Genomic DNA, 25879 nt, shown 5'->3' on the forward strand with positions numbered 1-25879 from the left:
GGTCGTCCTAGTTATTTATTGGTGCCGGGAATCGGATTACCCTTTGAGTGGGGAAAAACCTTCCTCCGCCAAATACTCGCCGGCTTCCTCGCGGGTTTCGAAGGCCATCTCCAGGCTCAGGCCGGAGTAGATATACCACAGATCGTCTTCGTACTTGAGCGTTAACTTCTCGCCTTTGCTATTAACCCAGACGCCGCCGGGCGATGCGCTTCTGGCAGGAGCTTCCGTGGCTTCAGGGCGTGAAGCAGGGGCTTCGCCCTCCCGGACGGACATTGCGTCAATCGACTCTCTGACTAGTTGACGCAGCTCCGGTTCCGCCATATCTCGGATGTTTACAAATCCTTTATCATCGGTCTCATCATAACCCTCCAGCAGCCCGGCGTAGACATAACCGTTCCCGTTCGGATGCAGGTGGTAGACGACGGTTTTTTTATCATAAGCGCTGCCTTCGTAGTGAAAATTAACCCGCCCCAGCGATACGTTCCTTTGCTCCAGCTCGGGGAAAGACTTGAAGACTTCCAGTTTCTGCTCAAACGTCAGCATGTTGCCCAACCTCTCAAAATCGCAAATTTGCGGGATTCGATGGTTAAGGCTCGTCCCGCGCTTATCGATTATATCATATCGGCGGGCAAGACCAGAGCGCGCATACGGCCGTTAATGCGGGATTAAGTCAAAATGTTGCACTTTGTGCAATAAATTTGCGGGGTTCTGACCGTTTGGCTCGAAAATGTTGCATAGACTGCAGTATTTTTGGGGCAACTGGACTTGTATTTTCGAAATGCTGCAGTATTTGCAACATTTCATTCTTGTGAGCCTGGAGGGGGAATGAAATCCTGCAGAAAGTACAACATTTCTTACATCTTCAGTCGAAGAGGCCCTGCTCCAATACGTTCCGTTTCCTCATCCACCGCAAAAAGGTATAATTAGTCTAAGTAATCATCGCGTTAAAGGAGGAAGGACTATGGGAGAGGCGATCATCAAGTGGGGAATCATGGCGGCCGGCGGGATTGCCGAGTCGTTTGCGGGAGACCTGGCTTACGCCAGCAATGGCGAAGCGTATGCCATCGGATCGAGAAATTTGGAGAAAGCCGAGGCGTTTGCCAAGAAGTTCGGGATTCCCAAGGCGTACGGCAGCTACGAGGAGTTGGTGGCTGATCCAGAAGTGGATGCCGTTTATGTAGCCACGCCGCATCCTTACCACAAAGACAACGTCATGACCGCGCTGCGGGCGGGGAAAGCGGTTCTGTGCGAGAAGCCGTTTACGGTCAATTCCGCCGAGCTGGAAGAGCTGGTTGCCTATGCGCGCGAACGCAAGTTGTTTCTGATGGAAGCGATGTGGACACGGTTCCTGCCGGTCATTCGCCGTGTTCGGGAATGGCTGGCGGCCGGACGGATAGGCGAAGTTCGACTGGTGAAAGCCGACTTTGGATTCCGCGTTGGCTGGGATCCAGCCGGGCGACTGCTCAATCCGGAACTTGGCGGCGGGGCGTTGTTGGATGCCGGCATCTACCCGATTTCGTTCGCGTCCATGGTGCTGGGTCCGCATCCGCAAAGCGTTCAAAGCACGGCGCACCTCGGGGAAACGGGGGTTGACGAACACTTCTCCGTGTTGTTGACTTACGGGAACGGGGCAACCGCCTCCTTGAATGGGGCCGTACGTCTGGCAATCGGCAACGACGCTTATATTCATGGAACGAACGGGAAGATTTACGTTCCGGGCTTCCTTAACGCAACCTTGGCCACGTTGTATGTCGATGGGGAGGAGCCAGAGACGGTCCGCGATGACCGCGCTTTTAAGGGGTATGCCTATGAAGCCGAAGCTGTGGGTCGGGCCTTGCATGCCGGCTTGACCGAAAGCAGCGACATTCCGCTGGATGAATCGCTGGCGATCCTGCGTCTGATGGATCAAATCCGCGGGCAGTGGGGTTTGAAATATCCGTTTGAATGATATCAAGAAGGAGTAGTTTTAAATGATCGATGAGACCCATCAATTGCTGGAAGAAAATAATATTAAACACGCCATTATTGGCGAAGCCATGCATCGGTTGGCGGATATCCTGCCAAGCCTAACCAAGAACAGGCTTGCCGCAGCCGCCTCCGTCTATAACATCTCCGGGCGTTCGAAGATGAAGAAGGAGGAGCTGGCCGCCGCTGTGCAGGCAGGCATTGAAGAGTTGGATACGCTTCAGGCGGCCTTAATCAATAGCCGTCCCAAAGAGTGGGAGCTGTTCGGCTTGCTGTTGGACGGTTCCTATCAACCCAGCAACGCGACCCCCTTCGGATACTACTATTATTTCCTGGACCGCGGCTTGTTGTTTACCTTCTTTGAGAATAATCAGCTGCATTTGGTGATTCCGGACGAAGTGAAATCCGCCATCCGGAAGCTGGACCAGCCGTCATTCCGCCAAGCGTTGCAAAGAAGCCATCAACTCTATAACTACCTGATGGCAGCGATCAATCTGTACGGAATCATCGCACCCGCCAAGCTGGTAGAAATCATCAATGCCCAGAACGGAGGCGAATCCATCACGGAAGAGGAATTGCTACAACAGCTTGAAGGATTTCTCCAGCGGACGGATCAGTATTTCGAGCTGCGGAAGGGATATATTGCGTCGGTGGATATGGAAGACAAAGAGTTTGAGGACCTCGTGGACAAGGTGCAAGGGAAACCCTATTACGTACCGGACCAGCAAGAGCTGTTCAAATTTGCGGATCAAGATTATTTCGAGATCACTCCGCAGCTCACAGCGCTGCGGGAATTCGTCACAAAGGAATTCCGTCTGGATCCAGAAAGCGCGGAATATTTGGTCGATGACATTCAGCTCGCCTGCTCGATGGAAGCCTCCCTGGAGGATCTCCTCTACGAGTTCGAGAGACGGGATCTGGATTTCACGTCGCAGAAGCAGGCACAGCAAACCGTCGCGCTCATCACCGATGTTTACGACCATACCCGGATGTGGTCGAACGCCGGACACACGTTGGACGAGCTGCGCCAGATGCAAGAGATGTCCGGAGGTCAATCGGCGACGCCTTCCATACGAGGACATATCGTTCAGCAGGTCCGCTCCAACAAGATTGGCCGCAACGAACCGTGCCCTTGCGGAAGCGGCTTGAAATATAAGAAATGCTGCGGGAAGTAAACCGAGTGATATCAACAAAAAGGCAGTCTAAGCTTGAGCGCTTAGACTGCCTTTTTTGGCGTTCTGTAACCATTAACCGACACCGGCCGAGTCCGGCATCGGCGGATCGGTTGACTCCGCCTGCGAGTAGAGCTTGCGGTATTGGCCCGGGGTCAGGCCGGTTTCCTTCTTGAACTTGCGAATGAAGTTCGGTGTGTCGAGGTAGCCAACCCGCTGGATGATGTCCTTGAGCGGATCGTTGGTGGACGTCAGATCGTTCATGACCGCCATCATTCTTTTTTGCCAAATGTATTGGACGAAGTTGATCCCCATTTGGTCCTTGAAGGAGCGGCTGAAATAGGATACCGAAATCGAATATTTGCAGGAGATCGCCTCCAGGCTTAACGCATGATCCATATAGTTGCTGTCGATGTAGGCGATGATCCGGTCCATGAGGGAATGCTCTTCCTTGCGTTCGTTCTGCAGGGCCAGCTCGCAGATTCGGGAGGCCAGGCTAAGGAAGTGGCGCTCCAGCTCCTGCAAGGAATTAAACGCATCGGATCCGGGGATATCGGGGGTCCAGTCGCGAACGCCCATCTCCATTCCCGTGCGCAGAATCGCGTTCAGGATGTCGAAGCTGATGCAGCGCTTCATCTCGACGGTCAGATCGGGGCCCCGCAACACATTCATCGCCTCGCCAATCGTTTGGGCCGCGACCTCATAGCTGCCTTGCTTCAAGCTTTGGGACAGCTTCAGCAGCTCGTTCTTCGGCACCCAAGACGTTTCTTCCGGCGTTTGGGACAGCTTCTCGAAGAACGTGATGCTGCCGTGTCCGGCAAACATCCGCGATTCGAAAGCCGAGCAGGCTTCGATGAAGGATTGGTTCAATTGGTCGGGATCGTTGTAATAAGTACCAACGCCGATCACGGGGTCGATGCGGAACCGCTCCAGCAGGTCGTCGTGAATACGATGCACGATCCGGCGGAATTGGTCGGGTCCGGACCAGGAATCGACCTTATCGAAGCCGACGATCAGCGCGATCTGCCCCGGCTTGGGCAGCTCGACGCTGTACAGGCATGCACCGTAATCGGGGATCTCCGCCGCCGCCAGCCGGCCGATCATCGCTTGCCAATGATGACTGTCCAGCCTGCTCTTTGTTTCCTCATCTCGGCCGATGACCATGGCGAAATAATGAGCCTTAGTCAGGTCGATTTCCAGCGAGTGCAAAAGCTGCGGTACCAGGCTGCGGGCATTTCCGTATTTCAGCAGCATCAATAGAAAATGATTGCGCGCATACGGCTCCTGCAAATCGGCGCGCGAGCTGTACTCCTGCAGTGCCGTACGGATGCGGTCCAGTTCGTTGCCGGCTTTCCGCGGTTCAGCGGCTGGTCGCCCAGGCTTCGACTTGGAATCGGCGAACTCGAGGAGATCGTGGATCGGATGGAACTGGCGCCGGGCCAAGATCAAGGCGGCTGCGGTTCCGACGACCACCAGCACGGTCAAGAGCAGGATCATCAAGCTGCGCAGGTGCAGCACGCTGCCTAGAAACTGGGAGCTGGGCATCAAAGTGACGTATTCCCATCCGTTCGTGTCCGACTTAACGGAAACGACGGAATGCGGTACCCCGCCCAAATCGACGCTGTGGATGCCTGTTGAAAGCGTAAACATTTTTTGCAGGTCCGATCCCTGAAGCGGCTGTTCTTGGTTGTTGTTGGAGGCCATAACCTGCCCGTTGTTATCGAAAATATAGGAAGATCCTTCGTAGTTGCCGAGAATCGTATCGATCAGTCCGGTCAATTCCGACTTCCGGATTAAGTACATTAATGTCCCATGCGGATTCGGATTGTTGGGCGTAATGGGAACGAGATAGGCCAAGACCGACTGCTGCATCGTTCCGTTTTGGTTGAGCATTTCGGTTGGCTGAATGACGGGAAATTTGACGGAGTTCAGATCCTCGACCAGTTTTGGTCCTTCCCAGTCCAGAAAATGATGCCGGGCGGCACGGTATTCGCTAGCGATCCCGGCCACTCGGCGCTCCGCCGGTTAACGGACGCCGGCATCCCGCTAGGGAGCGGGGGCTTCCCGCACCTGTTTGCGCTGGACCGCGAGGGGAAAATTCGTTACGTGCAGTCCGGCTATAAGCCGGGGAGCGGAAAGGAAGCGCTGCAGGTATTAAGCGACTTGTAGCGGTACACACTTAGCCGTACAAATTGACGACAGGTTTGCGCCGATGGCCGCGCAAGCCAAGGGAGGAGCGCAAATGAGCCGGAACTATGTGGTGGCGGGATATATCAGCGACCGCCATCTCCCTGAGCTGACGAAGGAAGATTTGATGAAGCTGACTCACCTGAATATCGCCTTCGGACATGTGAGAGAGGACCGGATCGAAACGGGACATCTGCAGAATTTGGGGCTGCTGCCCGAATTGAAACGGGATCATCCCGGACTGACGGTCCTGCTGTCCGTAGGCGGTTGGAGCGCCGGCGGCTTCTCGGAAGCCGCCTCGACGGAAGCCGGCCGTCAGGCGATGGCCGAGTCGGCGGTTCGGGTCGTCACGGAGCATGCTTTTGACGGGGTCGATCTGGACTGGGAGTACCCCTGCTATGCCGAGGCGGGCATAGCCGCCCGTCCGGACGATAAGGCGAATTTCACGCGGCTGCTGCGGACGATGCGGGAGGCGCTGGACCGGCATGGCGAACGGGACGCCCGCCATTATGGCCTGACGATCGCCGCCGGGGCGGACCAATATTACATCGACGGCACGGAGATGGCCGAGGTCCAGCGTTACCTCGATTTCGTACAGTTGATGACCTAAGACATGCGCGGCGGCTTCCAGACGTTGACCGGGCACCACACCAATCTGTATACAGGTACAGGGGACCTGTTCCGCATCAGCGTCGACGCTTCGGTGAACCTGTTCGTCCGGGCCGGGGTGCCGAAGGAGAAAATCGTCATCGGCGCGGCGTTTTATTCCCGCATGTGGAAGGACGTGCCGAACGTCAACCGCGGACTGCATCAAATGTCCCCCGGCCCGGGAGGCTACGGTCCGGACTTTACTGCGCTGACCGCCGAGTATATCGGCCGTAACGGATTTGTCCGCTACTGGGACGACGAGGCGAAAGCGCCGTATCTGTTCGACGGCCAAACGTTTATCTCGTACGACGATGAAACGTCGGTTCGTTGCAAATGCGAATACGTCAAGGCGCAGGAGCTGGCCGGCGTGATGTTTTGGGAGTACGGCTGCGACCGGACGCATCAGCTGCTGGACGCCTTACACCAAGGGCTCGCCAAACCGTAAACGAGAGCCCCGATCGCCGAAACTCAAAAAGCCTCATGCTTCGACGAACAGTCCCCGTAACGAAAGGGATCGCGGAGCATGGGGCTTTTTTTCTGACATCAAATGTTCTAACTTTGCCAGGCCCGTCATAGATATAAATAGGGGTGTTTTTTGCCCGCTTCCGCGGTACAACCTTCGGCCTGCGAATTTTCACAGTTTCCTAGATTCTTTATTGCCGGAGGCTCCGGAGGGCTGCCGGTCTTCGTCCAGAATGGCGTCCAGCCGCTGCACCTCCTCGGAGAGGGCCTGCAGGGAAACTTCGATTTTGCCCAGTTTATCGCCGACGGTTTGCAGCACATATTTGATCAGGATGAAGCAAAGCGTGACCGGAAAACCTACATTGGCAACCAACGACACAATATCCGCGACCTGCATAATTGTTACCTCCTTGGATTTTTTGGGCCCTTCACGATATGGGGAAAAAAAGTTTGCCTAGGTACAACCAAAATATAGAAAAAATGTTATAATCATAATTACCTATATAAATTTGGTTGTGAAAACCCCCTTGAAAATTCCCTATACATAGAAGATGAAAATGAAAGGGGGAGGTAGTTTTGAAGGAACAACATACCGTGTACGAGCAATACCGGAAAGAAGTTTATCGGATCGCATGGAGGGTTCAATACAGAGCGAGAGTCGTCAGAAAACGGGAATGTTCATTCAATGGAGTCGAGCCGGCCGTAACCTGCTTCACCTCATCTTCTGATAATAAAATCGTTGTGAGACAGCTGATCAACGCGCTTCCTTCCACGACGGGGAAAACGATCATCTCCAAGATTTACTTGCAGGACAAAACGGAGGGGGAAGTCGCCCGCGAGTTGAATATGAGTCAGCAAGGGGTGAACAAATGGAAACGAAAGATGATCAAAGAGTTGTCCCGGATGATGATGAGTTCCTGAATTTGCTTCAAAAGGCCAGGGAAAACGATCCCGAATCGACGTTAAAGTTAATCGAGCTGTTTAAGGGCGACATTGTGCATATAAGCAAGTTTATCCATATGTCCGAAGAGGACGCCGTTTCCGACATCATTCTCGAGTTTCTGGAGATGATCAAGAGGCAGGAAGAAGAGAAATGACGCACGAAACGAACAAAAGTCGGTCAGGAAACCAATTCCTGATCGACTTTTTTTTGAAACCGGTTGTGAACGGGGCGCCTGGATTTCCCTTATAGATGAGTACGGCAAAAGGCTTTATCGGATAAAAGCATTGGGAGAAGGAAGCGTTAAACGGATAGAGTTTTTGATTCGCGGAAAAGCTCCTGGAATGCCCGCCGCGCGTAGTCTTGTTCCGCCAGTTTGTCTTGCACCTCCGTTTTCCAAACGGCGCTGTCGGCGGTTAAGGCCGCAAACCCATCCAAGCCGTACCAGGTCAGCAGACCCTCGCGAGTCACGCGGTACGCCACCGAACCTTCGTTGAAAATCACCGCCTCCAGGTTATCGATATAAGCGAAAGCCGCCGTTGCGCTGTATAGATAAGCCCGATCGCGATCGATTTCCGCCATCGGTGCCGAGGCATCCAGATTCACCTGCACCGTGAATACGTCCGGATCCAAGGCAAAGGAACGAATCGGCCCGAGCGGGAGGGAACGGAACAGCCCCGTCACTTTGGAGGCATTGCCCATGTAACGCGTTGCGTAATGGGAAGTACGGGCGATGTCATGGGTTAGGGGGCTATTCTGCGCCGCGTTATACTGGGCTTCCATCTGATCCTGGCGAGGAAGCGCGACACCTTCCACCACGCCAAAGCAGACCAGTCCGGCGAGGAGCAAGGCGAGTATGCCGATATTCCGACGTCTGAGGCGTTGCCGCGTCACCATTGCTGTTCACCCGCTTCGTGTTTCGAAATCAACGTACGTCTGGAAAGCCAGCGGAATCAAGATCGTGAGAAACGGCTTGGCGTATTGGATGCCTAGTACGGTTAACTGATACGGACCGCCGATTTTCACTTGATAGCCAAACCAGATATTGCTGCCGAACCGGAGGGCCGTGATCGCAAGCACGGTGACAAGGATGAACAGGCCCCACAGCAGCCACACGATTCGGCTTCGACGGCGGGCCCTCTCGATATTGCGCGGTGAAGTTGCTTCAAGCGCGTTGCCGCGCCAGACGAAGTTCAGCGCCAGATAAAGGATTCCAAGCAATAGAACGAGCACCAAGAGCAAGAAGCTTAGCGGCGTGCGTTCGATCATGCGTAAAGGAATGGTGAAAATCCACAAAATGGCGTAAAAAACAGCACTCTTTGCAAGAGCTCCAGACGATAGCGGTTCACATAGATTAACGGATGCTGGTCAATCAGCCCGTCGATGCGGGTTAAGCTGGCCGTGGCAGCTTGGACGGCTTGTTCGTAATCCATACCGCCGGCCATGAAATCGGAGGCCTTGGCTTCCAGGTTACCGACGATTTCCTCCTTCAGCTCACGGATACGTCCGGTTGCCGGGTAACCGGCAAATAAGCGGTCCACATGTTTTTGCAGCGGATTCACGATGGGGATCCCTCCTGTTTCTCGATCAGAACGTCGATGATCTCGCGGGAGATTTTCCATGCCGACAAATTGGCTTTGTAAACCTCGGCTCCCGCAAGGGTGATATGGTAATATTTGCGCCGCCCGCCTAAGCTGCGATCTTCCCCCCAATAGGACTCGATCAGCCGCTGAGACTCCAATCGCTTTAAGCTGGTGTAGAGCGACGGCTCCTTCAATTCGTAACGCCCCTGGCTGATGACGGAAATGGATTTCATGATTTCATAACCGTAGTTATCTCCCTCCAGCAGCACCCGGAGAATAATCGTATCGATATGGCCGCGGATCAAATCCCGGCTAATGGCGCTGTCGTTCATGCGTTCACCTCTTTATAAAACAATGTAAAACATATTACTATGTGTGTCAAGGTAGTTGAAGTTGGTTGGAGGCAGTTGATCCTGAAGCACTCCGGTCGTTTTAGGGTTGCGGTCCCCCCGGGAACCTGTTGTAAGATAGATAGACTGGAAAAAAGGAGGGGAAATGAAATGGATCGAGGCAACCAACCTGCTTCCGTGCTGAATCATACCATTCAGCCCGGCGAACGGATGACTTTCGGCTCGTACCCGCAGTCAGCCGACGGGGAAGTACGGCCTATCGAATGGCGGGTTCTCCAAAACGCGGGAAGCGAGTTGTTTCTGTTGAGCGAGGAGATCTTGGATTGCAAGCGATATCACGGGAAGAGCGCAGATATTTCGTGGCGTGATGCGGTGGATACCACTTGGCGCGATTGCGATTTGCGGCAATGGTTGAACGAGGAGTTCTACAATACCGCTTTTCGCTCCGAAGAGCAGGAGTTGATCCAAACGTCTCTTTGTGCGGATAACGGGGAAGAGAGTCCGGATACGGAGGACAAGGTGTTTCTGCTTAGCGTCACGGAGATTAAGGAGTTAACCCCCGTCCTCGGCAAAGCGTGGTTGACCGCCGTAGGGACGGACTACGCGAAATTGAAGAAGCCCGACGGCTGCAGCCTCTACGTATACGATAAGAATGAGAATGACAATTATGTTTTGCGAAACGGCAAGGAGGAGGGCTGTTCCTGGTGGTGGCTGCGCACGCAGGGCAATAAGCCTTCGCGCGCTCAATTTATCGGTCCCGGGCGGAGTATCCGCAGTTATGCCAATGTCAGTCTGGCGCGAGACGGCGTGCGGCCGGCGATCAGGTTGAGTTTAGGGCGAGGAACATTGGGAACATGATGCTAAGATCGATCTTTTACCGCGGGGTCCCGGTGTACTCGTACCGTTCCTAACGGAACGTAGAGCCCTTATTTGGTGGGAAAACATGTGGCTGAAATTCTAACGGATTCAGATGACGTTATTTGACTCAAATGAACCGCAGCGGGCTTGGTTTGCGTCCAATAACGCCCCTACGTTCCGTTAGAACGGGAAATAGCGCGGGAAATGGACATTAGCGTCATCTGGTTCCGTTAGAACCACGGCGCAGCAACAAGTGGCGGGAAGTGTGCCGAGTAACAGGGCAACGTTAACGCCGATACCGGACTCAGAAGGGATATACGGTACGTATCTAACATACGAAACCGAACACTAGGCTAGCCCCATGCGCAACCGGACCCAAAGGGATAATGGTGAAAAGACGGAAAAAGGCTCCATGAAGCCTCAAGTTTGTAAGCGCTTCAAAAAACTCTTGTATTCCAAAATACCCCTTGTTATAATCGCATTGAAAAGCTTTTCAAATCGAGGATGCCGACATGAACAAAAACAAAACCAAACCAACGATTCGCGACGTTGCCAATAAAGCGGGTGTCTCCATAAGCACGGTTTCGCGCGTGATGAACGCCCCGGCCAGTGTGGTGGAGAACAAGCGGCAACGGGTGCTGGCGGCGATTGAGGAGCTGAGCTATCAGCCGAATGCGTTCGCCCGCGGACTGATTTACAAGAAGTCTTTTACCCTGGGACTGTTGATTCCCGATATCGAAAATATGTACTATGCGGGAATGATCCGGGGAATGCAAGATGCCTGTAACAAGCTGGGGTATAGCCTGATGATCTGCAATACGGACCGCGATAAGGAACGGATGATATCCTACATCGACGCGTTCCATGAGAAGCAGGTGGACGGTATTGTGTTTGCCAGCGACAAAATGTTCCCGGAGTATTACGAGAAGCTGGTGGGCTGCCGGATTCCCTTCGTCATGGTGTCCTCTCATTCGGATGAATACGATATCCCTTGCGTTGAAGTCGACGACGAGGCGGCTGCTTATGACGCGGCCGCTTACCTGATCGAACTGGGGCATCGCCAGATCGGGATGATCGGGTTTAATCACGAGAACTCGATTTCCGGACCGCCGCGGTATGAAGGGTTTGTCCGAGCCATGACGGAATACGGACTGACGTCCAATATCGCCAATGTGAAATTTGCCAGCCATTATTTCGAACATGCGTACCAGGCTGCACACGAGCTGTTTACCGACCATCCACAATTGACCGCTGTGTTCTGTGTCGCGGATGAATTTGCCATGGGTACGATTTCGTACCTCCGGGATCGCCACATTCTTGTGCCGGGACAGGTGTCTGTCGTTGGCTTCGATAACCACCGCATGGCCGGCATGTACATTCCAAAACTGACAACGATATCCCAACCCATCTATGACCTGGGCCACCGCGCGGCGGAGAAGCTGCATGAGCTGCTGACTACCGGCAGTGTGATGGTGCCCCGAGAAGTCCTCCAACACAAACTCATCGTCCGCGAATCGTCGCGGGAACGAGCCACCACGATTTAACAACGTGAACCAACGTGAACACAACCCACATGAACGCACCACGATCCAACACCATCTACACGATCACTACTGACACGAATTCCACTATTTTTTTGAAAAGCTTTTCAAAAAAACGGAACATTCCATCTAGGCAGGTCATACACTTATACCAAAATTGAAAACGGATTCAGCAGAGCCTTATCCGCTTCTGAAAAGCTTTGCAAGGAGGTGATTTGCCGAATAACGTTCCATTGTCAGCCAGACCTTCAGATGGTTTTTCATATAACAAATCGAAGGGGATGTAGGGTCAATGAAAAAAAGATCAAAATGGACTTCTTTACTTCTCGTTAGCGGGTTATCGCTCACGCTTCTCCTCAGCGCCTGCGGCGGAGGGAACAATGCGGCAAATAACGAACCGGCGGCCCCGGCCAACACCGGAACCACGGAGCAGAGCACGAATGAAGATACCGCTACGAATGACGCAGCAGCCACCGGTTCGCCGCTGGAGCTCGCGTTGAAGGGCGAATATAAAGGCACCAAAGTGACGATGTTTGGTCCATTCGTGGATGCCGACCAGGTAAAATTCGAGACCAGCATCAAGGATTTCGAGGAAAAGACGGGCATCGATATCCAATACGAAGGCTCTAAGGAGTTCGAGGCAACCATCAACGTCCGCGTGGATGGAGGAAACGCTCCCGATATCGCAGATTTTCCGCAGCCAGGCTTGCTGGCTGCTGTAGCAAAAACCGGCAAGGTCATTGACCTTACGAGCGTTCTCGATCAGGAGAAGCTGAAAGCCAACTACAATCAAAGCTGGCTTGACATGGCGACGATGGACGGCAAGGACGGCAAAATCATGGCGGGTGTGTGGAACCGCAGCAACGTGAAGAGCTTGGTGTGGTATCCGAAGAAACAGTTTGAGGAAGCCGGTTACACCATTCCGCAAACCTGGGATGAGCTGATGGCCCTGACGGAGCAAATCGCCAAAGATGGCGACACCGCTTGGGGTATCGGGATCGAAAGCGGCGCGGCTACGGGCTGGCCCGCTACCGACTGGGTCGAAGACATTATGCTCCGCACGACCTCGCCGGAGAACTATGATAAGTGGGTAAGCGGGGAGCTGCCATTTACTTCTCCAGAAGTGAAGCATGCGGTGGAAAAAATGTCGGAAATCTGGATGAACCCGGATTACGTGTATGGCGGAACGAAGTCAATCGTGACTACGGCCTTTGGCGACTCGCCGGCTCCGATGTTCGACAATCCGCCGAAGGTGTGGCTGCACCGTCAAGCTAACTTCATCACCAGCTTCTTCCCGGAAACGGCGAAAATCGATGAGGACTACGACTGGTTCTACTTGCCGCCGATTGATGAGCAATATGGCAAACCAGTGCTTGTCGCTGGCGATATCTACTCAATGTTCAACGATCGCCCTGAAGTTCGGGCTGTCATGGAGTTCTTCACGACCGGCGAATCGATTAAATCATGGGTTCAATCCGGCGGCGTCATTGCGCCGATGAACGACGCTTCGCTGGACTGGTATACGTCCGAGGCTGACCGCCGCATGGCGAAGCTCGTGCAAGAGGCTTCCACGCTGCGGTTTGATGGTTCTGACCTCATGCCGGGTAAAGTAGGTGCCGGTACCTTCTGGAAAGGCATGACCGACTACGTGAGCGGCACGGCTACGCTGGATGAAGCGCTGGCGCAAATTCAGGATGGCTGGAAGAACTAAATTGAGCTAGGTCGCAACGACATGCCATAATACTGCACCGCAGGAGGGGCGCGCGAACCGAAACGTGGGTTCCGGTACACCGCCCCTCTTTGCTTTGAATCCATCCATTTAAGCAGCCGGTCAGAGAAGTTTTGCATGAAATCGATTCAGAAAGTAACGCTCACCAAACTTTTAGGAGGGGTCATGATGAGTTCAGAGGCCAAGCGAACCGTCAGCCTAAGGGCCGTGATCTTCACCCTGGTCATTTTGCTCTCCAATGCCGCCGGGCACGGATTGATATTTCGCTTCTTCCGCGACTCGACGCTGAATCCTCTGCTTACCGCAGTGTGCGCGGTCCTGTGGGGCGTGCTCGGCGTATATTTTCTTTACTTTACCTTTAACTGGGCGGTGGAGCAGTATCCCGAGCAGGTTCGGCGGAGGGTGCTGCCGTTTATTTTCATCGGCCCGGCGGTTCTTCTGCTGGGATGGTTGCTGGTGTTGCCTGCCGTCCGGACGTTGTACTTAAGCTTCTTTAACGCTTCGTCGGAGAAATTCGTCGGTCTCGCCAACTATGCGGCGATCTTCACCGACAAGCTGATGGGGACGGCGCTGCGCAACAACCTGCTTTGGGTGTTCCTCGGCACGCTGGCTTGCGTGGGGTTCGGGCTGCTGATCGCGATCCTGGCCGACCGCAGCAGCTACGAGAAGATCGCCAAGTCGATCATCTTCATGCCGATGGCGATCTCGTTCGTCGCGGCGGGGGTCATCTGGAAATTCGTGTACTATTACCAACCCGGCGACGAGCAGATCGGTTTGCTAAACGCCATCGTCACTGCCTTGGGCGGAGAAGCCCAGGCCTGGACCAGCATGCTGCAGCCCTGGAATAACCTGTTTCTCATCCTGATCCTGATCTGGATGCAAACCGGGTTTGCCATGGTGATCTTCTCCGCGGCGATCAAGGGCGTCCCGGACGACATCCTGGAAGCGGCGCGCGTGGACGGGGCCGGAGAGATCAAAATTTTCTTCCGCATCATCATCCCGTTTATCTCCGCGACCATTCTGACGGTGACGACCACCATCATCGTGTTTACGCTGAAAATCTTCGACGTCGTCATGGTCATGACGGGCGGGCAATACGGGACTGAGGTGGTGGCCACGCAGTTCTATCGGCAGTTTTTCATGTACCGCAACTTCGGGTACGGCTCCACGCTGGCGATCGTCCTGCTGATTGCCGTCATGCCGGTCATCTTCTTTAATTTGCGGCAAATTCGCAAGCAGGGGGGATTCTAATGGCAGGTACGATTCAGGGACGTACGGCAGGAACCAAGCGCAAACGCGGCAAAACGATCGTGAATCTCGTTCTGGGCGTCATCTGCTTATTATGGCTTATCCCGACGTTAGGGCTGTTGATCTCCTCCTTCCGGCCGGCGTCGGATATATTGCAAACCGGCTGGTGGAACGTGTTCCCCCACCGGGAATGGACGAATGCGGAGACGATTCAGCTCTCCAAGGACATTGACTTGCGCGAGCCGATTGAGGTGAACGGGCAAACCTACAGCGACGACGAGCTGAAAGCCGGGGTGCTAAGCGACGACCAGCGGCTGATTTGGGAGAACCGCCGGGCCCGCACGCTGAACGTGCAGGAGCAAGGCTGGGAGTTCAAACCGGCGCTGACGTTGGAGAATTACGAGAACGTGCTGTCCGGCAAGGAATATAAGCTGAAGCTGGCCGACGGCAGCGAATCGATCCAGAAAGGGACCGGGTTGTCCCAGGCGTTCTGGAACACGCTGACGATCGCCGTGCCGGCGACGGTCATCCCGGTGCTGATCGCTTCGTTCGCCGCTTACGCGTTCGCTTGGCTGCGGTTCCCCGGACGCAAAACGCTGTTCGTGGTGATCATCGCCATGCTGGTCATTCCGCTGCAGGTCGCGCTCATCCCGGTGCTTAAGGATTACACTGCGCTGGGCCTGAACGGCAGCTATCTGGGGATCTGGCTGGCGCATACCGCCTTCGGCTTGCCGCTCGTGACGTACTTTATGTATAACTTCATCAGCCAGCTGCCGAAGGATTTGTTCGAGTCGGCCTTCATCGACGGGGCGAGCCATTTCACGATCTTTTCCCGGTTGATCCTGCCGTTGTCCGTGCCGGCGCTCGCTTCGATCGGCATCTTCCAGTTCCTGTGGGTATGGAACGATTACCTGGTATCGCTGATCTTCATCGGTAACCAGCCTAGCGTGCAGGTGATGTCGATGAAAATCGCCGACCTCGTCGGGTCGAGAGGCAACGACTGGCATCTGCTGACGTCCGCGGCGTTTATTTCCATGCTGATGCCGCTCGCGATCTTCTTCCTGCTGCAAAAATACTTTGTCAGAGGGCTGATGGGAGGCTCGGTGAAAGGATGAACAAGCGGTCTGAAGGACATCCGGCGGCACTGCAATTGCCAAGGGAATGGAGCCTGGTCGAGGATGCTTACGACGAGAAGGACAATCAGCGCAAGGAAAGTTTGTTTGCCTTGGGGAACGGGTACATCGGAATGCGCGGCTATTTTGAGGAAGGGTACCACGGGAAGGAAGGCGCCTCGGTGCGGGGCAATTACGTGAACGGGTTTTATGACACGGCGCCGATCCATTATCCCGAAGGGGCGTACGGGTATCCGGCCGAAGGCCAGGCGATGCTGAACGTGACCGACGCCGGGATCCTCAAGCTGGCCGTCGAAGGCGAGACCTTTCATCTGAACCGGGGGCATGTGAGGTTCTACAAAAGAGTGCTGCATATGCAAAGCGGCGTGCTGCACCGGCTGGTCGAATGGGAGTCCCCGGCCGGCCACCGCGTGCTGATCCATATCCGCCGCCTGGTGTCGCTGACCCATCGGCATCTGGCGGCGATCCACTACGAGGTGACGGCGCTGAACTTCGCCGGCACCGTGTCCCTTTGCTCGGCGATGGACGGGGACATCGCCGAAGCGGAGGGGCCGCCGGACCGGGGCGGGGACCCGCGCCTGGGGGCGCGCCGCACGGAGCCCAGCCTCCTGTTCGAGGAGGCGGGGAGCGACGGGCGCGGCGGCGGCTGGCTCAAGCAACGCACGCGGCATAGCCGCTTCGCGCTGCTGACCGCGATGAGCCACCGGCTGGCGCTGCCGCCGTCCGCTTCGTATAGCCTGTCGGAGAAGCACGACAGGCAGCGGTTGTCGGTGCAGTACGACGTGGCGCTGCGCCGAGGGGATACCTTCTCGCTGAGCAAATTCATCAGCCACCATACGTCCCGGGATACCCGGGAGGAGGAGCTGCTGATGCAAAGCGAAGGCGCGCTGCGCTTGGCCGAAAGCCGCGGCTTCGACGGGCTGGCCGAGGAGCAGCACGCTTACCTGGACGCGTTCTGGAGCCGCGCCGACGTGGAGATCAAAGGCGACCCCGCGCTCCAGCAGGGGCTGCGGTTTAACGCGTTTGGCCTGCTGCAGTCGGCCGGACGCGACGGGCGGACCAGCATGGCCGCCAAGGGACTCACCGGCGAAGGGTACGAAGGGCATTATTTCTGGGATACCGAAATGTATGTGCTGCCCTTCTTTACCTTCACGACGCCGGAGATCGGCCGGGCCTTGCTGGAGTTCCGCTACCGCACGCTGGAGCAGGCGCGGGAGCGGGCGAAGGTGATGGCGCAGCGGGGCGCGCTGTATCCGTGGCGGACGATCGGCGGCGAGGAGAACTCCGCCTTTTTCCCGGCGGGCACCGCGCAGGCGCATATTAACGCCGACATCGCTTACGGCATCCGCCAATACGTCCAGGCGACGGGGGATGAGGCGTTTCTTGTCCGGCAGGGTGCCGAGATCCTGTTCGAGACGTCGCGGTTTTGGGTCGACCTCGGCCATTACGATCCGGGCCGGGACGGCGCTTTTTGCATCGACGGCGTGACCGGGCCCGACGAATACACGGCGATCGTCAACAACAACGCCTACACGAACCTCATGGCCCGCGAGCATCTTCGCTATGCCTGCGAGACGGTGGGTTTGCTGCGCGAACGATACCCTTTGCAGTATGCCCGGCTTGAGCGGGAGATCGGTCTCGCCGAAGAGGAAATCCGCGAGTGGCAGCGGGCGGCGGACAAGATGTACGTCCCGTATGACGATGAATTGGGGATCTATGCGCAGGACGATACATTCTTGTCCAAGCGGAAATGGGATTTCGCCGACACGCCGCCGGAAAACTATCCGCTGCTGCTTCACTACCATCCGCTCGTCATCTACCGTCATCAGGTGTTGAAACAGGCCGATCTGGTGTTGGCGCTGTTTTTGCTGGGCGAGCAGTTTTCGCGGGAAGAGAAAATCCGCAACTACCGGTATTACGAACCGCTGACGACGCATGATTCGTCGCTGTCGCCGTGCATCCACAGCATCATCGCCGCCGAGATTGGCGAGATGGAGGCCGCTTACGACTATTTTGGCCGGACGGTGCGGATGGATTTGGACGACGTCAACGGCAATGCCAAGGACGGACTGCATACCGCGGCGATGGCGGGCTCGTGGATGGCGGTCGTGAACGGGTTTGGCGGGATGCGGCTTGACCGTGGCGGCAGGTTGGGTTTCCGACCGGTGCTGCCTCCGCAATGGGAGAGCTGCCGGTTTAAGGTGATGCACCGGGGACAGCGGATCGAGGTGTTCTTTGACCGGGAGCAGGTCACCTATACGCTGCAGGAAGGGGAAGGCTTGGTCATCCTGCACGATGGCGAGCGGCTTGAGATTCGTCCCGAGGCACCCGTCCGGCGCGAATTATCGGCGGATCGCGAACCAGCCGGCGGCCACCTGGGTAACTAAGGTGCGCGTCCCTTTTGCGGGGCCTGTCCGGCGGGCGTATAATGGGGGCGTAGGACCATTTTGGACGCGACAGGAGGAAAAACGATGAATTACAGAACGCTGGGCCGAACCGGGCTGCGGATTTCCGAAATCGGCTACGGGGCCTGGGGGATCGGCAAATCCGGATGGATCGGAGCCAGCGACGACGAGTCGCTGCAGGCGCTGCGCCGCTCCATTGAGCTGGGCCTTAATTTTATCGATACCGCGCTCGGGTACGGGGACGGCCACAGCGAGAAGCTGGTGGGACAGGTCGTCCGCGAGCAGGCGGCGAAGGGCAAGGACATTTACGTAGCGACCAAAATTCCGCCGAAAAACGGCCAATGGCCCGCACGCGCCGGCGTGTCCGCCGACGAAACGTTTACCGCGGAGCACGTGATTGCCTGCACGGAGCGAAGCCTCGGTCATCTCGGCCTGGAGACGATCGACGTGCAGCAGTTCCACGTTTGGTCTGACGAGTGGGTGGGCCAGGGCTCTTGGCTGGAAGGCGTACAGAAGCTGAAGGAGCAGGGGAAAATCCGCCATTTCGGCGTCTCCATCAACGACCATCAGCCGGAAAATGCGATCAAACTGATCGAGACCGGGGTCGTGGATACGGTTCAAGTCATCTATAATATTTTCGATCAAAGTCCGGAGGATCACCTGCTGCCGGCCTGCGAGAAGCACAATGTCGGCGTGATCGTTCGCGTCGCATTGGACGAAGGCGGCTTAACCGGCAAAGTGACGCCGGATACGACGTTCGATGAAGGCGACTTTCGCAACCATTATTTCCGCGGCGACCGGAAGCAGGAAGTGTTCGACCGGGTACAGAAGATCGCCGCTGACCTGGGCGTTTCGCTGGAGGAGATGCCGGAAATCGCGCTGCGTTACGTGCTGAGCCACCCCGCGGTATCGACGGTTATCCCGGGGATGCGGACGGTCCGCAACGTCGAGCGCAACATGCCGGTCGGCGATGGCCGCGGCTTAAGCGTCGAACAGGTTGCCAAGCTGAAATCCCATCGCTGGATCCGCAATTTCTATCAATAAAGCACTTGGCGTGTGGAACGCCGTGAACAAAAGCGACCCCTTTGCATAAAACAAAGGTGGCCGCTTTTTTTTTGCGGGGAGAAAGAGGGAAAAAAGAACTTAAGGCGTTTTATACCCTTACGCGGCTGCAACCGCGGCGTTATGATAGGGAAGGATCAAGCAGGAAATGTTTATCCAATTATGGTGATGATTAACTGATGATGAAAGGAGGTGGGAGCGTGATGTATATGAACGATTTGGACGTTGCCAAACAGCATATCCGGGATCTTCGCAAGGAGCTGGACCGGTGCTTGCTGGCCGAGCAAATCCGGCGCAGAGAGCGGGAGAAGCCAAGGAACGAGCGAACTAAGGTGCCCATAGGCTTTCATTCGGCACTGAATTCCATCCTCTCTAGGATGAGAAGAATGCTCTAACCCCGGCTTTATCCTCCGGCAAGTTCCCCGATGCAAGAAAGACCGCCCCTCGTAAGAAACGGTCTACTCTCTACGCAACGATATTCCATTTTCCGTTTGTTTATGTCTTAGTTCCCTGTCCCTTGTTCTGGTTGCCTGTTCTTATCTAGAGTCCCGCGTCCGGGAGGAACGATACAGCTCCGCGATGAGCCGCAGCGTTTTGAGGCCTTCCTCGCCGCCGATCGCAAATCGCGTTCCTGTCCGGATGTGGTCGTAAAAATCGGCGATCAATAACCGGTGGCTTGAGCCCCAATAGGATTTTCCGGTGATCCTTCCCGTTTCGTCGAGACTGGCCGGCGGCTCGCAAACCAGGCTTTCTTGACCGTCCCGGGTCAAATACAGGCAATCGCCCCGCTGATGCAGCGTGCCGCCTTCAAACACCAACTCCAGTTCAACCGGAGTGTTGGCCAAATATGCATTGGTGGTGTAAAACAACCCGCGGACGCCGTCCGCAAACCGGATGCTGGCGTGCGCCGTATCCTCCACCTCGATCACGTCGCCAAGGGCATCGGCGGTAACGCTTCCTTGAATGGAGACGACTTCGCCGCCGAACCATTGGAGCAGGTCGAGCGTATGGATCGCTTGATTAATCAGCACGCCGCCGCCTTCCGTTGACCAGCGCCCCCGCCAAGGGCTGTCGGTATAATAAGCCTCGTCCCGGTGCCAGGTGACGATGCCTTTCAGGCAGATCAGCTTACCCAGCATTTTCGTATCCAGGAATTCGCGGATTTTTCGGGACGCGGCGTTATATCGATTCTGAAAAACGACGCCAAGCTGCGCTTCGCTGCTGCGCGCTTCCGCCAGCAAGTCCTCCGCCGCTTTCAGGTGATGTGCGAGCGGCTTTTCCGTCAGCACGTGTTTTCCAGCCCGAAGCAGCTGCGTCGCCATCTCCGCATGCAGGTGATGGGGCGTACATAGGTGGACGACTTGAATATCGTCGCGTTCCAGCAAGGTCAGGTAATCGCTCGCGGCTTCGCAGGCATATTCCGCAGCGGCCTGCTCTGCTTTGGAGGGATCGCTGTCGACGACCATCTTCAGCTTTACGCCGTCCAGCTGTTGCACGGCCCCGGCATGCAGCGGAAAAATCGCTCCGCAGCCGACGATGGCTGCGCCTATCGGTTCTTGCATCTTAGGTTCCCTTCCCGTCTCAATAGGATGTGGTGATGTGAAGCGCCTGCTGCTGGGCTTTCAGACAAAGCTCCGCGGCTTTGAAGGCGTGTTCCTGCGTCATGGCGTTCTCCGTGCGGTTCAGGCAATCCAGGACCAGCTCGCCGAAAAACGGATAACCCACCTGCCCGCGCACGGCAAAGTGTTGCTCCCCGTCTGCATTCACCAGGTAGACATGGTCGCCTTCCGCGTCCCGGGCCAGGTCGACGTATTTGCGCAGCTCGATATACCCTTCGGTGCCCAAAATGAACGTCCGCCCGTCCCCCCAGGTACTGAGGCCGTCCGGTGTAAACCAGTCGACGCGGAAATACTGCGTGGCCCCGTTATCTCCGACCAGCGTCGCGTCGCCGTAATCCTCCAGCTCGGGGTATTCGGGATGATGGTAGTTGGCCACCTTGCTGTGCAGCACCTGCGCGTCCCGGCACCCGGTATAATACAGGAACTGCTCGATTTGGTGGCTGCCGATGTCGCAAAGGATGCCGCCGTATTTCTCCTTCTCAAAAAACCACTCCGGCCGCGAACCCGCATTCAGCCGGTGCGGCCCAAAACCGGTCACCTGCAGCACGCGTCCGATCGCTCCTTGCTGAACGAGCTGGCCGGCATACACGGCGGATTCCACATGCAGGCGTTCGCTGTAATACACCATATATTTACGGCCGGTTTCGCGCACCTTCCGGCGTGCCGCTTCGAGCTGCTCCAGTTGGGTGAACGGCGTCTTGTCGGTAAAATAATCCTTCCCGGCGTCCATCACCTTGAGGCCCAGCGGACCCCGCTCCGAAGGCACCGCCGCCGCAGCGACTAAGCGTACCTCGGGGTCGGCGAGCACCTGCTCGAGGCTGTCTGCCCGGGCGGCCTGCGGGAACTGCTCCACGAACGTCTGCACTTTGGCCGGGTCGGGATCATAAACCCATTTCAAAGTCGCCCCGGCTTCGATCAGGCCGCCGGCCATGCCGTAAATATGCCCGTGGTCCAGGGCCACCGCGGCAAATACGAATTCGCCCGGTTTCACGACGGCGTTCGGCCGTCCCTTGGGGGCATAGCTCATCCCGTCCTTCGCTTGAAAAGAGGGCTGCTGTTGTTGATCCATCGGCGTCGTCATCGGCTTACATCCTTTCGTGGATAAACTCGGCAAACTTGCGGAGCATCTCTTTCGAACCGAAGTGGCCGCTGAAATCCTCGATCCCGAGGTAACCGTCGTAGCCGACGGATTTCAGGTCCTGGAGCAGCCGGCTGTAGTCGATCACGCCGTCCGCCAGGGACGACCACTCGCAGCGCCAGGCCGCGGTGCCGTCCTCGCGTGTTCCGGTTTGCGACCAGGCGGCGTTTTTGACGTGGACATGGGCGAGATAAGGTCCGAGCAGCTCGAGTCCCATTTTGAACTGCTCATACCCTTCGTGCACCATGTTGCCCGGATCGTAGAGGACGCCGATCTGATCGGGATCGCAATGGCTGACCAGCCGATGGGCGAGGCCGGCGCTTGGCGCGATTGTCAGATGATGCGTTTCCACGACCCCTTTGACGCCGTATTGCTTGGCTAAACGTTCAGCTTCCTTCAGGTACCGCACCGTTTTGTCGTACAGCTCGGGATATGGCGTCGAACCGTCATACCCGGCTGCGCCAACGCGGATCGACTTCGCACCTAGCAGGCGGGCGACGGCGAATACCCGCTCCGTCTCCTCCAGATCCAGCGAGTTCAAATAAGGCGTGATGCTGGCCACTTCAAGCCCCTCGGCTTCGGTGATGCGATTGAAACGGAGCAGCTGCTCTTCGGATGAAGACGGGTCGATCGAGCACAAATTGTTGCGCCAATACGACGGCTTCTCGCCGGCAACCTCGGCAGGGACTTCCTTGAAACGCCACTCCACGCCGTGGAGTCCGGCTTCCCGCGCGGCTTGTACCAGCTCCTCCGGCGTCAAGTCCGGGGTAGATACGGTAAATACGGACAATTTCAACATGGGCTATCGCTCCTCCTTGAAGCAAAAGTTAAATAAAGGTAAAAAATGGCCTTATTTTGCATGTTCTAAACGAATGCGGTGAAATAAGGGACTTTTTTGTCCTTATTTTGATGGAGACTCATGCAAAACGGGCGAAACTTGCGAATTTCAGGAAAATAAGGCCCAATTATGCCCTTATTCCGGCGCAAAGGGCGGTTTTGGAGCAAATAGAGGAAAAAAAGTCCGCTATTTGCCCGGAAGTAGCCAATGTGGCGGGACTTCCGCCGCGTAGTGCGTGCACGAGAGCCCCGCCCGGGTCATGCTCAGCTCCGTGCTTGCCGGGATCATCCCATCCCGGTCCCACGCCGCTTAATGCGTGCCCGACACGTCCAGCACCTTGCCGCTGCCGCCGTCCTTGCGGAACGAGGAGGCTTGGATCTTCTCTTGCAGCTTAGCGTAGAATAGATCCTCATCCAGCGGGAGGTCTACCCAATCGTCGGTCCAGGCCGACAGGTGCATGGCATTGGAAAGCGTCAGGCCGTGGATGCCCTCCTCGCCTGGGGCCAGCAGCTTCTCGCCGCGTAGCAGCGCATTCGTGAAGTTCTGCAAAATCCCCTTATGCTGCGGTCCGTCGCCGCCGCTTACCGGGATTTCGCATTTCCAGCATTCCGGCTGGCCGAAGCCGCCGGTATATTCCGCATTGAACTGCGGCTCGGGCACACGCAGCCGCCAGAACGTGAGCTTGCCGTCCTCCACGACGATTTTGCCGTTGTCGCCGGACAACTCGAAGCGGTTCGTCCCCGGCGCTTCGCCGGTCGTGGTGACGAACAAGCCGGTGGCGCCGTTTTCATATTCCACATAGGCGGTCACGTCGTCTTCCACTTCGATGTTGCGGTACTTGCCGAAATGGCAAAACGCGCGGACCCGCTTCGGCATCATCCCGGTCGTCCACTGCCACAGGTCGAGCTGGTGCGGGTCCTGGTTCAGCAGCACGCCGCCGCCTTCTCCGGCCCAGGTGGCGCGCCAACCGCCGGAGTCGTAATAGCTCTGCGAGCGGTACCAGTTCGTGATGATCCAGTTCGTGCGGCGGATCGTTCCCAGCTCGCCGGACAACACAAGGTCGCGCAGCTTGGCGTACAGCGGGTTGGTCCGCTGGTTGTACATGATGCCGAACTGTTTGCCGGACTTCGCGGCCGCTTCATTCATCTCGCGGACCGCCTTAGTGAATACGCCGGCCGGCTTCTCCACGAGTACATGGTAACCGCTCTCAAAAGCCTGCACCGCCAGCGTCGGATGATCATAATGTGGCGTGGCGATCAGCACGGCGTCCATCGCTCTCGAAGCAAATAACGCTTCCGGTGTATCAAAGAACTGCACCGACTCCGGCAAATGCTCCTTCACCCACTTCAATCGCTCGGGGTTGGTGTCGCATACGGCGGTCAGCTCTGCGCCCCGAATCTCGCCGCCGCAGAGGTTTAACGCATGGGATGTGCCCATATTGCCGATGCCGATGATGGCGAAACGTATTTTGTCCATATAAATCGCTCCCTGCCTTTCTCTTAGTGGTAGTTCAAAAAGTCATCTTCGGATCACGAGGCCGATTCGATGAAGCGAACTCGACGTCGAATCTTGAATTCAGCCGGGTCTTCCGTTGCTCACGTACCTCAACGTACGCTCCGCTACTCAGCCCCTAGCTTCATCCAACCTTCTCGGTGCTCCAAACCTGACGTTTTGAACCTTCATTGAAGTGGTAGTTCAAAAAGTCATCTTCGAATCACGAGGCCGGCTCGATGAAGTGAATGAACCTCATACTAAATATCCTGTCAGCTTTATGTAGTCCTGTCGCTTTTAGCTTAGCTTGAAACGTAAGGGTTGAGAATGGCACGGATTAAGACGGTTTTGCGCAAAATTAAGGTGTATTCGATAAATGAGGATGTTACAATGAGATCAGAATCTTGGGGATTGGAAAGGCTTACAATCGGACAAGGGGAATGGGTGAATGATGAATGAGGTGGATCTGCTCGCCGGGCGCTTGCCCGAGAGCTTGACTGTAACCGTGACACATGCGCAGCTGCGAAGCGGTTTTCCCGGCTGGAACCGGACGGAGCTGGCTCCTAGCTTCAACCGGCTGTATTTTATTGCGGAAGGGGAAGGCTCGGTGATCATCAACGGGGAGACGTATTACCCTCGGCCGGGCCAGCTGATGATTATGCCGGCGGGGACCAGCCAAACGACGTATACGAACCCGGACGATCCCTATACGCGGTATTTCTGTCATTTCGACGCCCAGGTGGGGGAATGGCCACTGTTCCACGCCGGAAGCAAGCTATACATCAGTGATGCCGGAAATCCCGAGTACGTCCGCGCCACCTTCGACGAAATGATCCGCCAATTTCAATCTGGCGGCCCTTTTGCCGGTTTGCGCATGCAGGCTTGTCTGCTGAACCTGCTCGCCTGCTGCCTGGAGGAGGGCGGTTACCGTGATTATTTGAAGGACTATATGCAGTTTACGGAACGGAACAAGCTGAGCTGCGTGCTGAAATACATCCAAGAGCATTTGTACGGGCCGATTGAAATCGAAACGCTGGCCGACATCGTCCATTTGCATCCGAATTATTTTATTCCTTATTTCAAAAAAATCATGGGCGTCACCCCCATGCATTACGTGCAGCGCAAACGGATGGAGGAGGCCAAACGGCTGCTGACCTTCACCGACGACAGCATCGCCGACATTGCCGAACGGCTGGGTATGCAGCTGGCGCATTTTTCCCGCCAGTTCAAGAGTCATGCCGGGATCTCGCCTACCGTCTATCGGGCATGCACAAGGTAGTCTGCACCGTACATACGCCAACTGATCTCCAACCGCACCGCCCGCACCCCACGCACGCTTAGATGTGCAGGGAGCGGGCTTTTTTGTGCCAACCTTCGATGTAAGGCGTTTTCCTGCATGAATCATTACAATGCGGTATGGCTGTGGGACAGGGCTGTTTTTTAGAATGAGGATAGAAAAAACATCCAGATCTGGCATCGTAAACCGAGGTTCCACCCAATCAAGATTGAG

The 25879-nt window shown here is 56.1% G+C and carries 25 protein-coding genes and 1 pseudogene; 15 read left to right on the forward strand and 11 right to left on the reverse strand.

Going from position 1 to position 25879, the window contains the following annotated elements:
* Positions 1 to 36: 36 nt before the first annotated feature.
* On the reverse strand, positions 37 to 543 hold the full coding sequence (locus M0651_RS00480) for a hypothetical protein (protein WP_248549907.1): 507 nt from the start codon (positions 541 to 543) through the stop codon (positions 37 to 39).
* A gap of 418 nt (positions 544 to 961) precedes the next feature.
* Here M0651_RS00480 and M0651_RS00485 point away from each other — a divergent pair, with 418 nt between their 5' ends.
* Together M0651_RS00485 and M0651_RS00490 are read left to right on the forward strand one after the other, a co-directional pair.
* A complete protein-coding gene (locus tag M0651_RS00485) occupies positions 962 to 1948 on the forward strand; it encodes a Gfo/Idh/MocA family protein (RefSeq protein ID WP_248549908.1) in 987 nt (328 codons plus the stop codon).
* Positions 1949 to 1970: 22 nt separating this feature from the next.
* On the forward strand, positions 1971 to 3140 hold the full coding sequence (locus M0651_RS00490) for an SEC-C metal-binding domain-containing protein (RefSeq protein ID WP_248549909.1): 1170 nt from the start codon (positions 1971 to 1973) through the stop codon (positions 3138 to 3140).
* Between the two features lie 72 nt (positions 3141 to 3212).
* Here the strand turns inward: M0651_RS00490 and M0651_RS00495 are convergent, their stop codons facing one another.
* Positions 3213 to 4940, reverse strand: coding sequence for a helix-turn-helix domain-containing protein (locus tag M0651_RS00495; RefSeq protein WP_248549910.1), 1728 nt, complete (start codon positions 4938 to 4940; stop codon positions 3213 to 3215).
* Between the two features lie 9 nt (positions 4941 to 4949).
* On the opposite strand from M0651_RS00495, the gene M0651_RS00500 reads away from it, so the two are divergent.
* Both M0651_RS00500 and M0651_RS00505 read left to right on the forward strand, forming a co-directional pair.
* The gene (locus tag M0651_RS00500; protein WP_248549911.1) at positions 4950 to 5306 is read left to right on the forward strand and encodes a hypothetical protein; all 357 of its coding nucleotides are present in this window, start codon (positions 4950 to 4952) and stop codon (positions 5304 to 5306) included.
* A 73-nt stretch (positions 5307 to 5379) separates the two neighbouring features.
* A pseudogene (locus M0651_RS00505) lies at positions 5380 to 6417 on the forward strand (glycoside hydrolase family 18 protein).
* Positions 6418 to 6606: 189 nt separating this feature from the next.
* Here the strand turns inward: M0651_RS00505 and M0651_RS00510 are convergent.
* Entirely contained in the window at positions 6607 to 6831 is a 225-nt protein-coding gene (locus M0651_RS00510) for a hypothetical protein (protein WP_240270921.1), read from the reverse strand.
* Between the two features lie 179 nt (positions 6832 to 7010).
* Here M0651_RS00510 and M0651_RS00515 point away from each other — a divergent pair, with 179 nt between their 5' ends.
* Together M0651_RS00515 and M0651_RS00520 are read left to right on the forward strand one after the other, a co-directional pair.
* Positions 7011 to 7355: a DUF1492 domain-containing protein gene (locus tag M0651_RS00515; protein ID WP_178024568.1), complete on the forward strand. Its 345-nt coding sequence runs from the start codon at positions 7011 to 7013 to the stop codon at positions 7353 to 7355.
* Positions 7356 to 7357: 2 nt separating this feature from the next.
* Positions 7358 to 7531, forward strand: coding sequence for a hypothetical protein (locus M0651_RS00520; RefSeq protein ID WP_248549912.1), 174 nt, complete (start codon positions 7358 to 7360; stop codon positions 7529 to 7531).
* Positions 7532 to 7677: 146 nt separating this feature from the next.
* On the opposite strand, the gene M0651_RS00525 is transcribed toward M0651_RS00520, so the two are convergent.
* From M0651_RS00525 to M0651_RS00540, 4 genes are read right to left on the reverse strand one after another with little or no spacing between them, the layout of a single operon-like run.
* Positions 7678 to 8271 carry a DUF4825 domain-containing protein gene (locus M0651_RS00525; protein ID WP_248549913.1) on the reverse strand — a complete coding sequence of 198 codons (594 nt, stop codon included), beginning with the start codon at positions 8269 to 8271 and terminating at the stop codon, positions 7678 to 7680.
* A 6-nt stretch (positions 8272 to 8277) separates the two neighbouring features.
* Positions 8278 to 8643: a hypothetical protein gene (locus M0651_RS00530; RefSeq protein WP_248549914.1), complete on the reverse strand. Its 366-nt coding sequence runs from the start codon at positions 8641 to 8643 to the stop codon at positions 8278 to 8280.
* Entirely contained in the window at positions 8640 to 8936 is a 297-nt protein-coding gene (locus M0651_RS00535; protein WP_248549915.1) for a permease prefix domain 1-containing protein, read from the reverse strand. Before M0651_RS00535 ends, M0651_RS00530 begins: the two co-directional genes overlap by 4 nt.
* Positions 8933 to 9289, reverse strand: coding sequence for a PadR family transcriptional regulator (locus M0651_RS00540; protein ID WP_248549916.1), 357 nt, complete (start codon positions 9287 to 9289; stop codon positions 8933 to 8935). Before M0651_RS00540 ends, M0651_RS00535 begins: the two co-directional genes overlap by 4 nt.
* 168 nt (positions 9290 to 9457) lie before the next feature.
* Between M0651_RS00540 and M0651_RS00545 the strand changes: the two genes are divergently transcribed.
* The 8 genes from M0651_RS00545 (at position 9458) to M0651_RS00580 (ending at position 19678) form a co-directional block, all read left to right on the forward strand.
* Positions 9458 to 10165, forward strand: a complete 708-nt coding sequence (locus M0651_RS00545) for a DUF6273 domain-containing protein (protein WP_248549917.1) — start codon at positions 9458 to 9460, stop codon at positions 10163 to 10165.
* A 512-nt stretch (positions 10166 to 10677) separates the two neighbouring features.
* Positions 10678 to 11709 (forward strand): LacI family DNA-binding transcriptional regulator, encoded by a 1032-nt coding sequence (locus M0651_RS00550; protein ID WP_248549918.1) that lies wholly within the window; start codon positions 10678 to 10680, stop codon positions 11707 to 11709.
* Positions 11710 to 11998: 289 nt separating this feature from the next.
* Positions 11999 to 13417, forward strand: coding sequence for an ABC transporter substrate-binding protein (locus M0651_RS00555; protein WP_248549919.1), 1419 nt, complete (start codon positions 11999 to 12001; stop codon positions 13415 to 13417).
* A 183-nt stretch (positions 13418 to 13600) separates the two neighbouring features.
* Positions 13601 to 14686: a carbohydrate ABC transporter permease gene (locus tag M0651_RS00560; RefSeq protein WP_248549920.1), complete on the forward strand. Its 1086-nt coding sequence runs from the start codon at positions 13601 to 13603 to the stop codon at positions 14684 to 14686.
* Positions 14686 to 15798: a carbohydrate ABC transporter permease gene (locus tag M0651_RS00565; protein WP_248549921.1), complete on the forward strand. Its 1113-nt coding sequence runs from the start codon at positions 14686 to 14688 to the stop codon at positions 15796 to 15798. The genes M0651_RS00560 and M0651_RS00565 overlap by 1 nt, the downstream gene beginning before the upstream one ends.
* On the forward strand, positions 15795 to 18203 hold the full coding sequence (locus M0651_RS00570; protein WP_248549922.1) for a glycoside hydrolase family 65 protein: 2409 nt from the start codon (positions 15795 to 15797) through the stop codon (positions 18201 to 18203). Before M0651_RS00565 ends, M0651_RS00570 begins: the two co-directional genes overlap by 4 nt.
* 84 nt (positions 18204 to 18287) lie before the next feature.
* Positions 18288 to 19265 (forward strand): aldo/keto reductase, encoded by a 978-nt coding sequence (locus M0651_RS00575; RefSeq protein WP_248549923.1) that lies wholly within the window; start codon positions 18288 to 18290, stop codon positions 19263 to 19265.
* A gap of 221 nt (positions 19266 to 19486) precedes the next feature.
* Positions 19487 to 19678, forward strand: coding sequence for a hypothetical protein (locus M0651_RS00580; RefSeq protein ID WP_240271569.1), 192 nt, complete (start codon positions 19487 to 19489; stop codon positions 19676 to 19678).
* A gap of 141 nt (positions 19679 to 19819) precedes the next feature.
* Here the strand turns inward: M0651_RS00580 and M0651_RS00585 are convergent, their stop codons facing one another.
* From M0651_RS00585 to M0651_RS00600, 4 genes are all read right to left on the reverse strand, one after another.
* Positions 19820 to 20845 carry a Gfo/Idh/MocA family protein gene (locus tag M0651_RS00585; protein ID WP_248549924.1) on the reverse strand — a complete coding sequence of 342 codons (1026 nt, stop codon included), beginning with the start codon at positions 20843 to 20845 and terminating at the stop codon, positions 19820 to 19822.
* 19 nt (positions 20846 to 20864) lie between these two features.
* Positions 20865 to 21983, reverse strand: coding sequence for a Gfo/Idh/MocA family protein (locus tag M0651_RS00590; RefSeq protein ID WP_248549925.1), 1119 nt, complete (start codon positions 21981 to 21983; stop codon positions 20865 to 20867).
* A gap of 4 nt (positions 21984 to 21987) precedes the next feature.
* Positions 21988 to 22836 (reverse strand): sugar phosphate isomerase/epimerase family protein, encoded by an 849-nt coding sequence (locus M0651_RS00595; protein ID WP_248550284.1) that lies wholly within the window; start codon positions 22834 to 22836, stop codon positions 21988 to 21990.
* Positions 22837 to 23187: 351 nt separating this feature from the next.
* Positions 23188 to 24354 (reverse strand): Gfo/Idh/MocA family protein, encoded by a 1167-nt coding sequence (locus M0651_RS00600; protein WP_248549926.1) that lies wholly within the window; start codon positions 24352 to 24354, stop codon positions 23188 to 23190.
* Positions 24355 to 24820: 466 nt separating this feature from the next.
* On the opposite strand from M0651_RS00600, the gene M0651_RS00605 reads away from it, so the two are divergent.
* Positions 24821 to 25648, forward strand: a complete 828-nt coding sequence (locus M0651_RS00605) for an AraC family transcriptional regulator (protein WP_248550285.1) — start codon at positions 24821 to 24823, stop codon at positions 25646 to 25648.
* Positions 25649 to 25879: the final 231 nt, after the last annotated feature.

It is taken from the genome of Paenibacillus mellifer (genome assembly GCF_023195895.1).
Taxonomy (GTDB): Bacteria; Bacillota; Bacilli; order Paenibacillales; family Paenibacillaceae; genus Fontibacillus; species Fontibacillus mellifer.

What these genes read in the sequence shown, in the direction of transcription:
- M0651_RS00480 (WP_248549907.1), bottom strand. Translation starts at nt 543, where the DNA reads ATGCTGACGTTTGAGCAGAAACTGGAAGTCTTCAAGTCTTTCCCCGAG.
- M0651_RS00485 (WP_248549908.1), top strand. Translation starts at nt 962, where the DNA reads ATGGGAGAGGCGATCATCAAGTGGGGAATCATGGCGGCCGGCGGGATT.
- M0651_RS00490 (WP_248549909.1), top strand. Translation starts at nt 1,971, where the DNA reads ATGATCGATGAGACCCATCAATTGCTGGAAGAAAATAATATTAAACAC.
- M0651_RS00495 (WP_248549910.1), bottom strand. Translation starts at nt 4,940, where the DNA reads ATGTACTTAATCCGGAAGTCGGAATTGACCGGACTGATCGATACGATT.
- M0651_RS00500 (WP_248549911.1), top strand. Translation starts at nt 4,950, where the DNA reads ATGCGGATTCGGATTGTTGGGCGTAATGGGAACGAGATAGGCCAAGAC.
- M0651_RS00510 (WP_240270921.1), bottom strand. Translation starts at nt 6,831, where the DNA reads ATGCAGGTCGCGGATATTGTGTCGTTGGTTGCCAATGTAGGTTTTCCG.
- M0651_RS00525 (WP_248549913.1), bottom strand. Translation starts at nt 8,271, where the DNA reads ATGGTGACGCGGCAACGCCTCAGACGTCGGAATATCGGCATACTCGCC.
- M0651_RS00530 (WP_248549914.1), bottom strand. Translation starts at nt 8,643, where the DNA reads ATGATCGAACGCACGCCGCTAAGCTTCTTGCTCTTGGTGCTCGTTCTA.
- M0651_RS00540 (WP_248549916.1), bottom strand. Translation starts at nt 9,289, where the DNA reads ATGAACGACAGCGCCATTAGCCGGGATTTGATCCGCGGCCATATCGAT.
- M0651_RS00545 (WP_248549917.1), top strand. Translation starts at nt 9,458, where the DNA reads ATGGATCGAGGCAACCAACCTGCTTCCGTGCTGAATCATACCATTCAG.
- M0651_RS00550 (WP_248549918.1), top strand. Translation starts at nt 10,678, where the DNA reads ATGAACAAAAACAAAACCAAACCAACGATTCGCGACGTTGCCAATAAA.
- M0651_RS00555 (WP_248549919.1), top strand. Translation starts at nt 11,999, where the DNA reads ATGAAAAAAAGATCAAAATGGACTTCTTTACTTCTCGTTAGCGGGTTA.
- M0651_RS00560 (WP_248549920.1), top strand. Translation starts at nt 13,601, where the DNA reads ATGATGAGTTCAGAGGCCAAGCGAACCGTCAGCCTAAGGGCCGTGATC.
- M0651_RS00565 (WP_248549921.1), top strand. Translation starts at nt 14,686, where the DNA reads ATGGCAGGTACGATTCAGGGACGTACGGCAGGAACCAAGCGCAAACGC.
- M0651_RS00570 (WP_248549922.1), top strand. Translation starts at nt 15,795, where the DNA reads ATGAACAAGCGGTCTGAAGGACATCCGGCGGCACTGCAATTGCCAAGG.
- M0651_RS00575 (WP_248549923.1), top strand. Translation starts at nt 18,288, where the DNA reads ATGAATTACAGAACGCTGGGCCGAACCGGGCTGCGGATTTCCGAAATC.
- M0651_RS00580 (WP_240271569.1), top strand. Translation starts at nt 19,487, where the DNA reads ATGTATATGAACGATTTGGACGTTGCCAAACAGCATATCCGGGATCTT.
- M0651_RS00585 (WP_248549924.1), bottom strand. Translation starts at nt 20,845, where the DNA reads ATGCAAGAACCGATAGGCGCAGCCATCGTCGGCTGCGGAGCGATTTTT.
- M0651_RS00590 (WP_248549925.1), bottom strand. Translation starts at nt 21,983, where the DNA reads ATGACGACGCCGATGGATCAACAACAGCAGCCCTCTTTTCAAGCGAAG.
- M0651_RS00600 (WP_248549926.1), bottom strand. Translation starts at nt 24,354, where the DNA reads ATGGACAAAATACGTTTCGCCATCATCGGCATCGGCAATATGGGCACA.
- M0651_RS00605 (WP_248550285.1), top strand. Translation starts at nt 24,821, where the DNA reads ATGAATGAGGTGGATCTGCTCGCCGGGCGCTTGCCCGAGAGCTTGACT.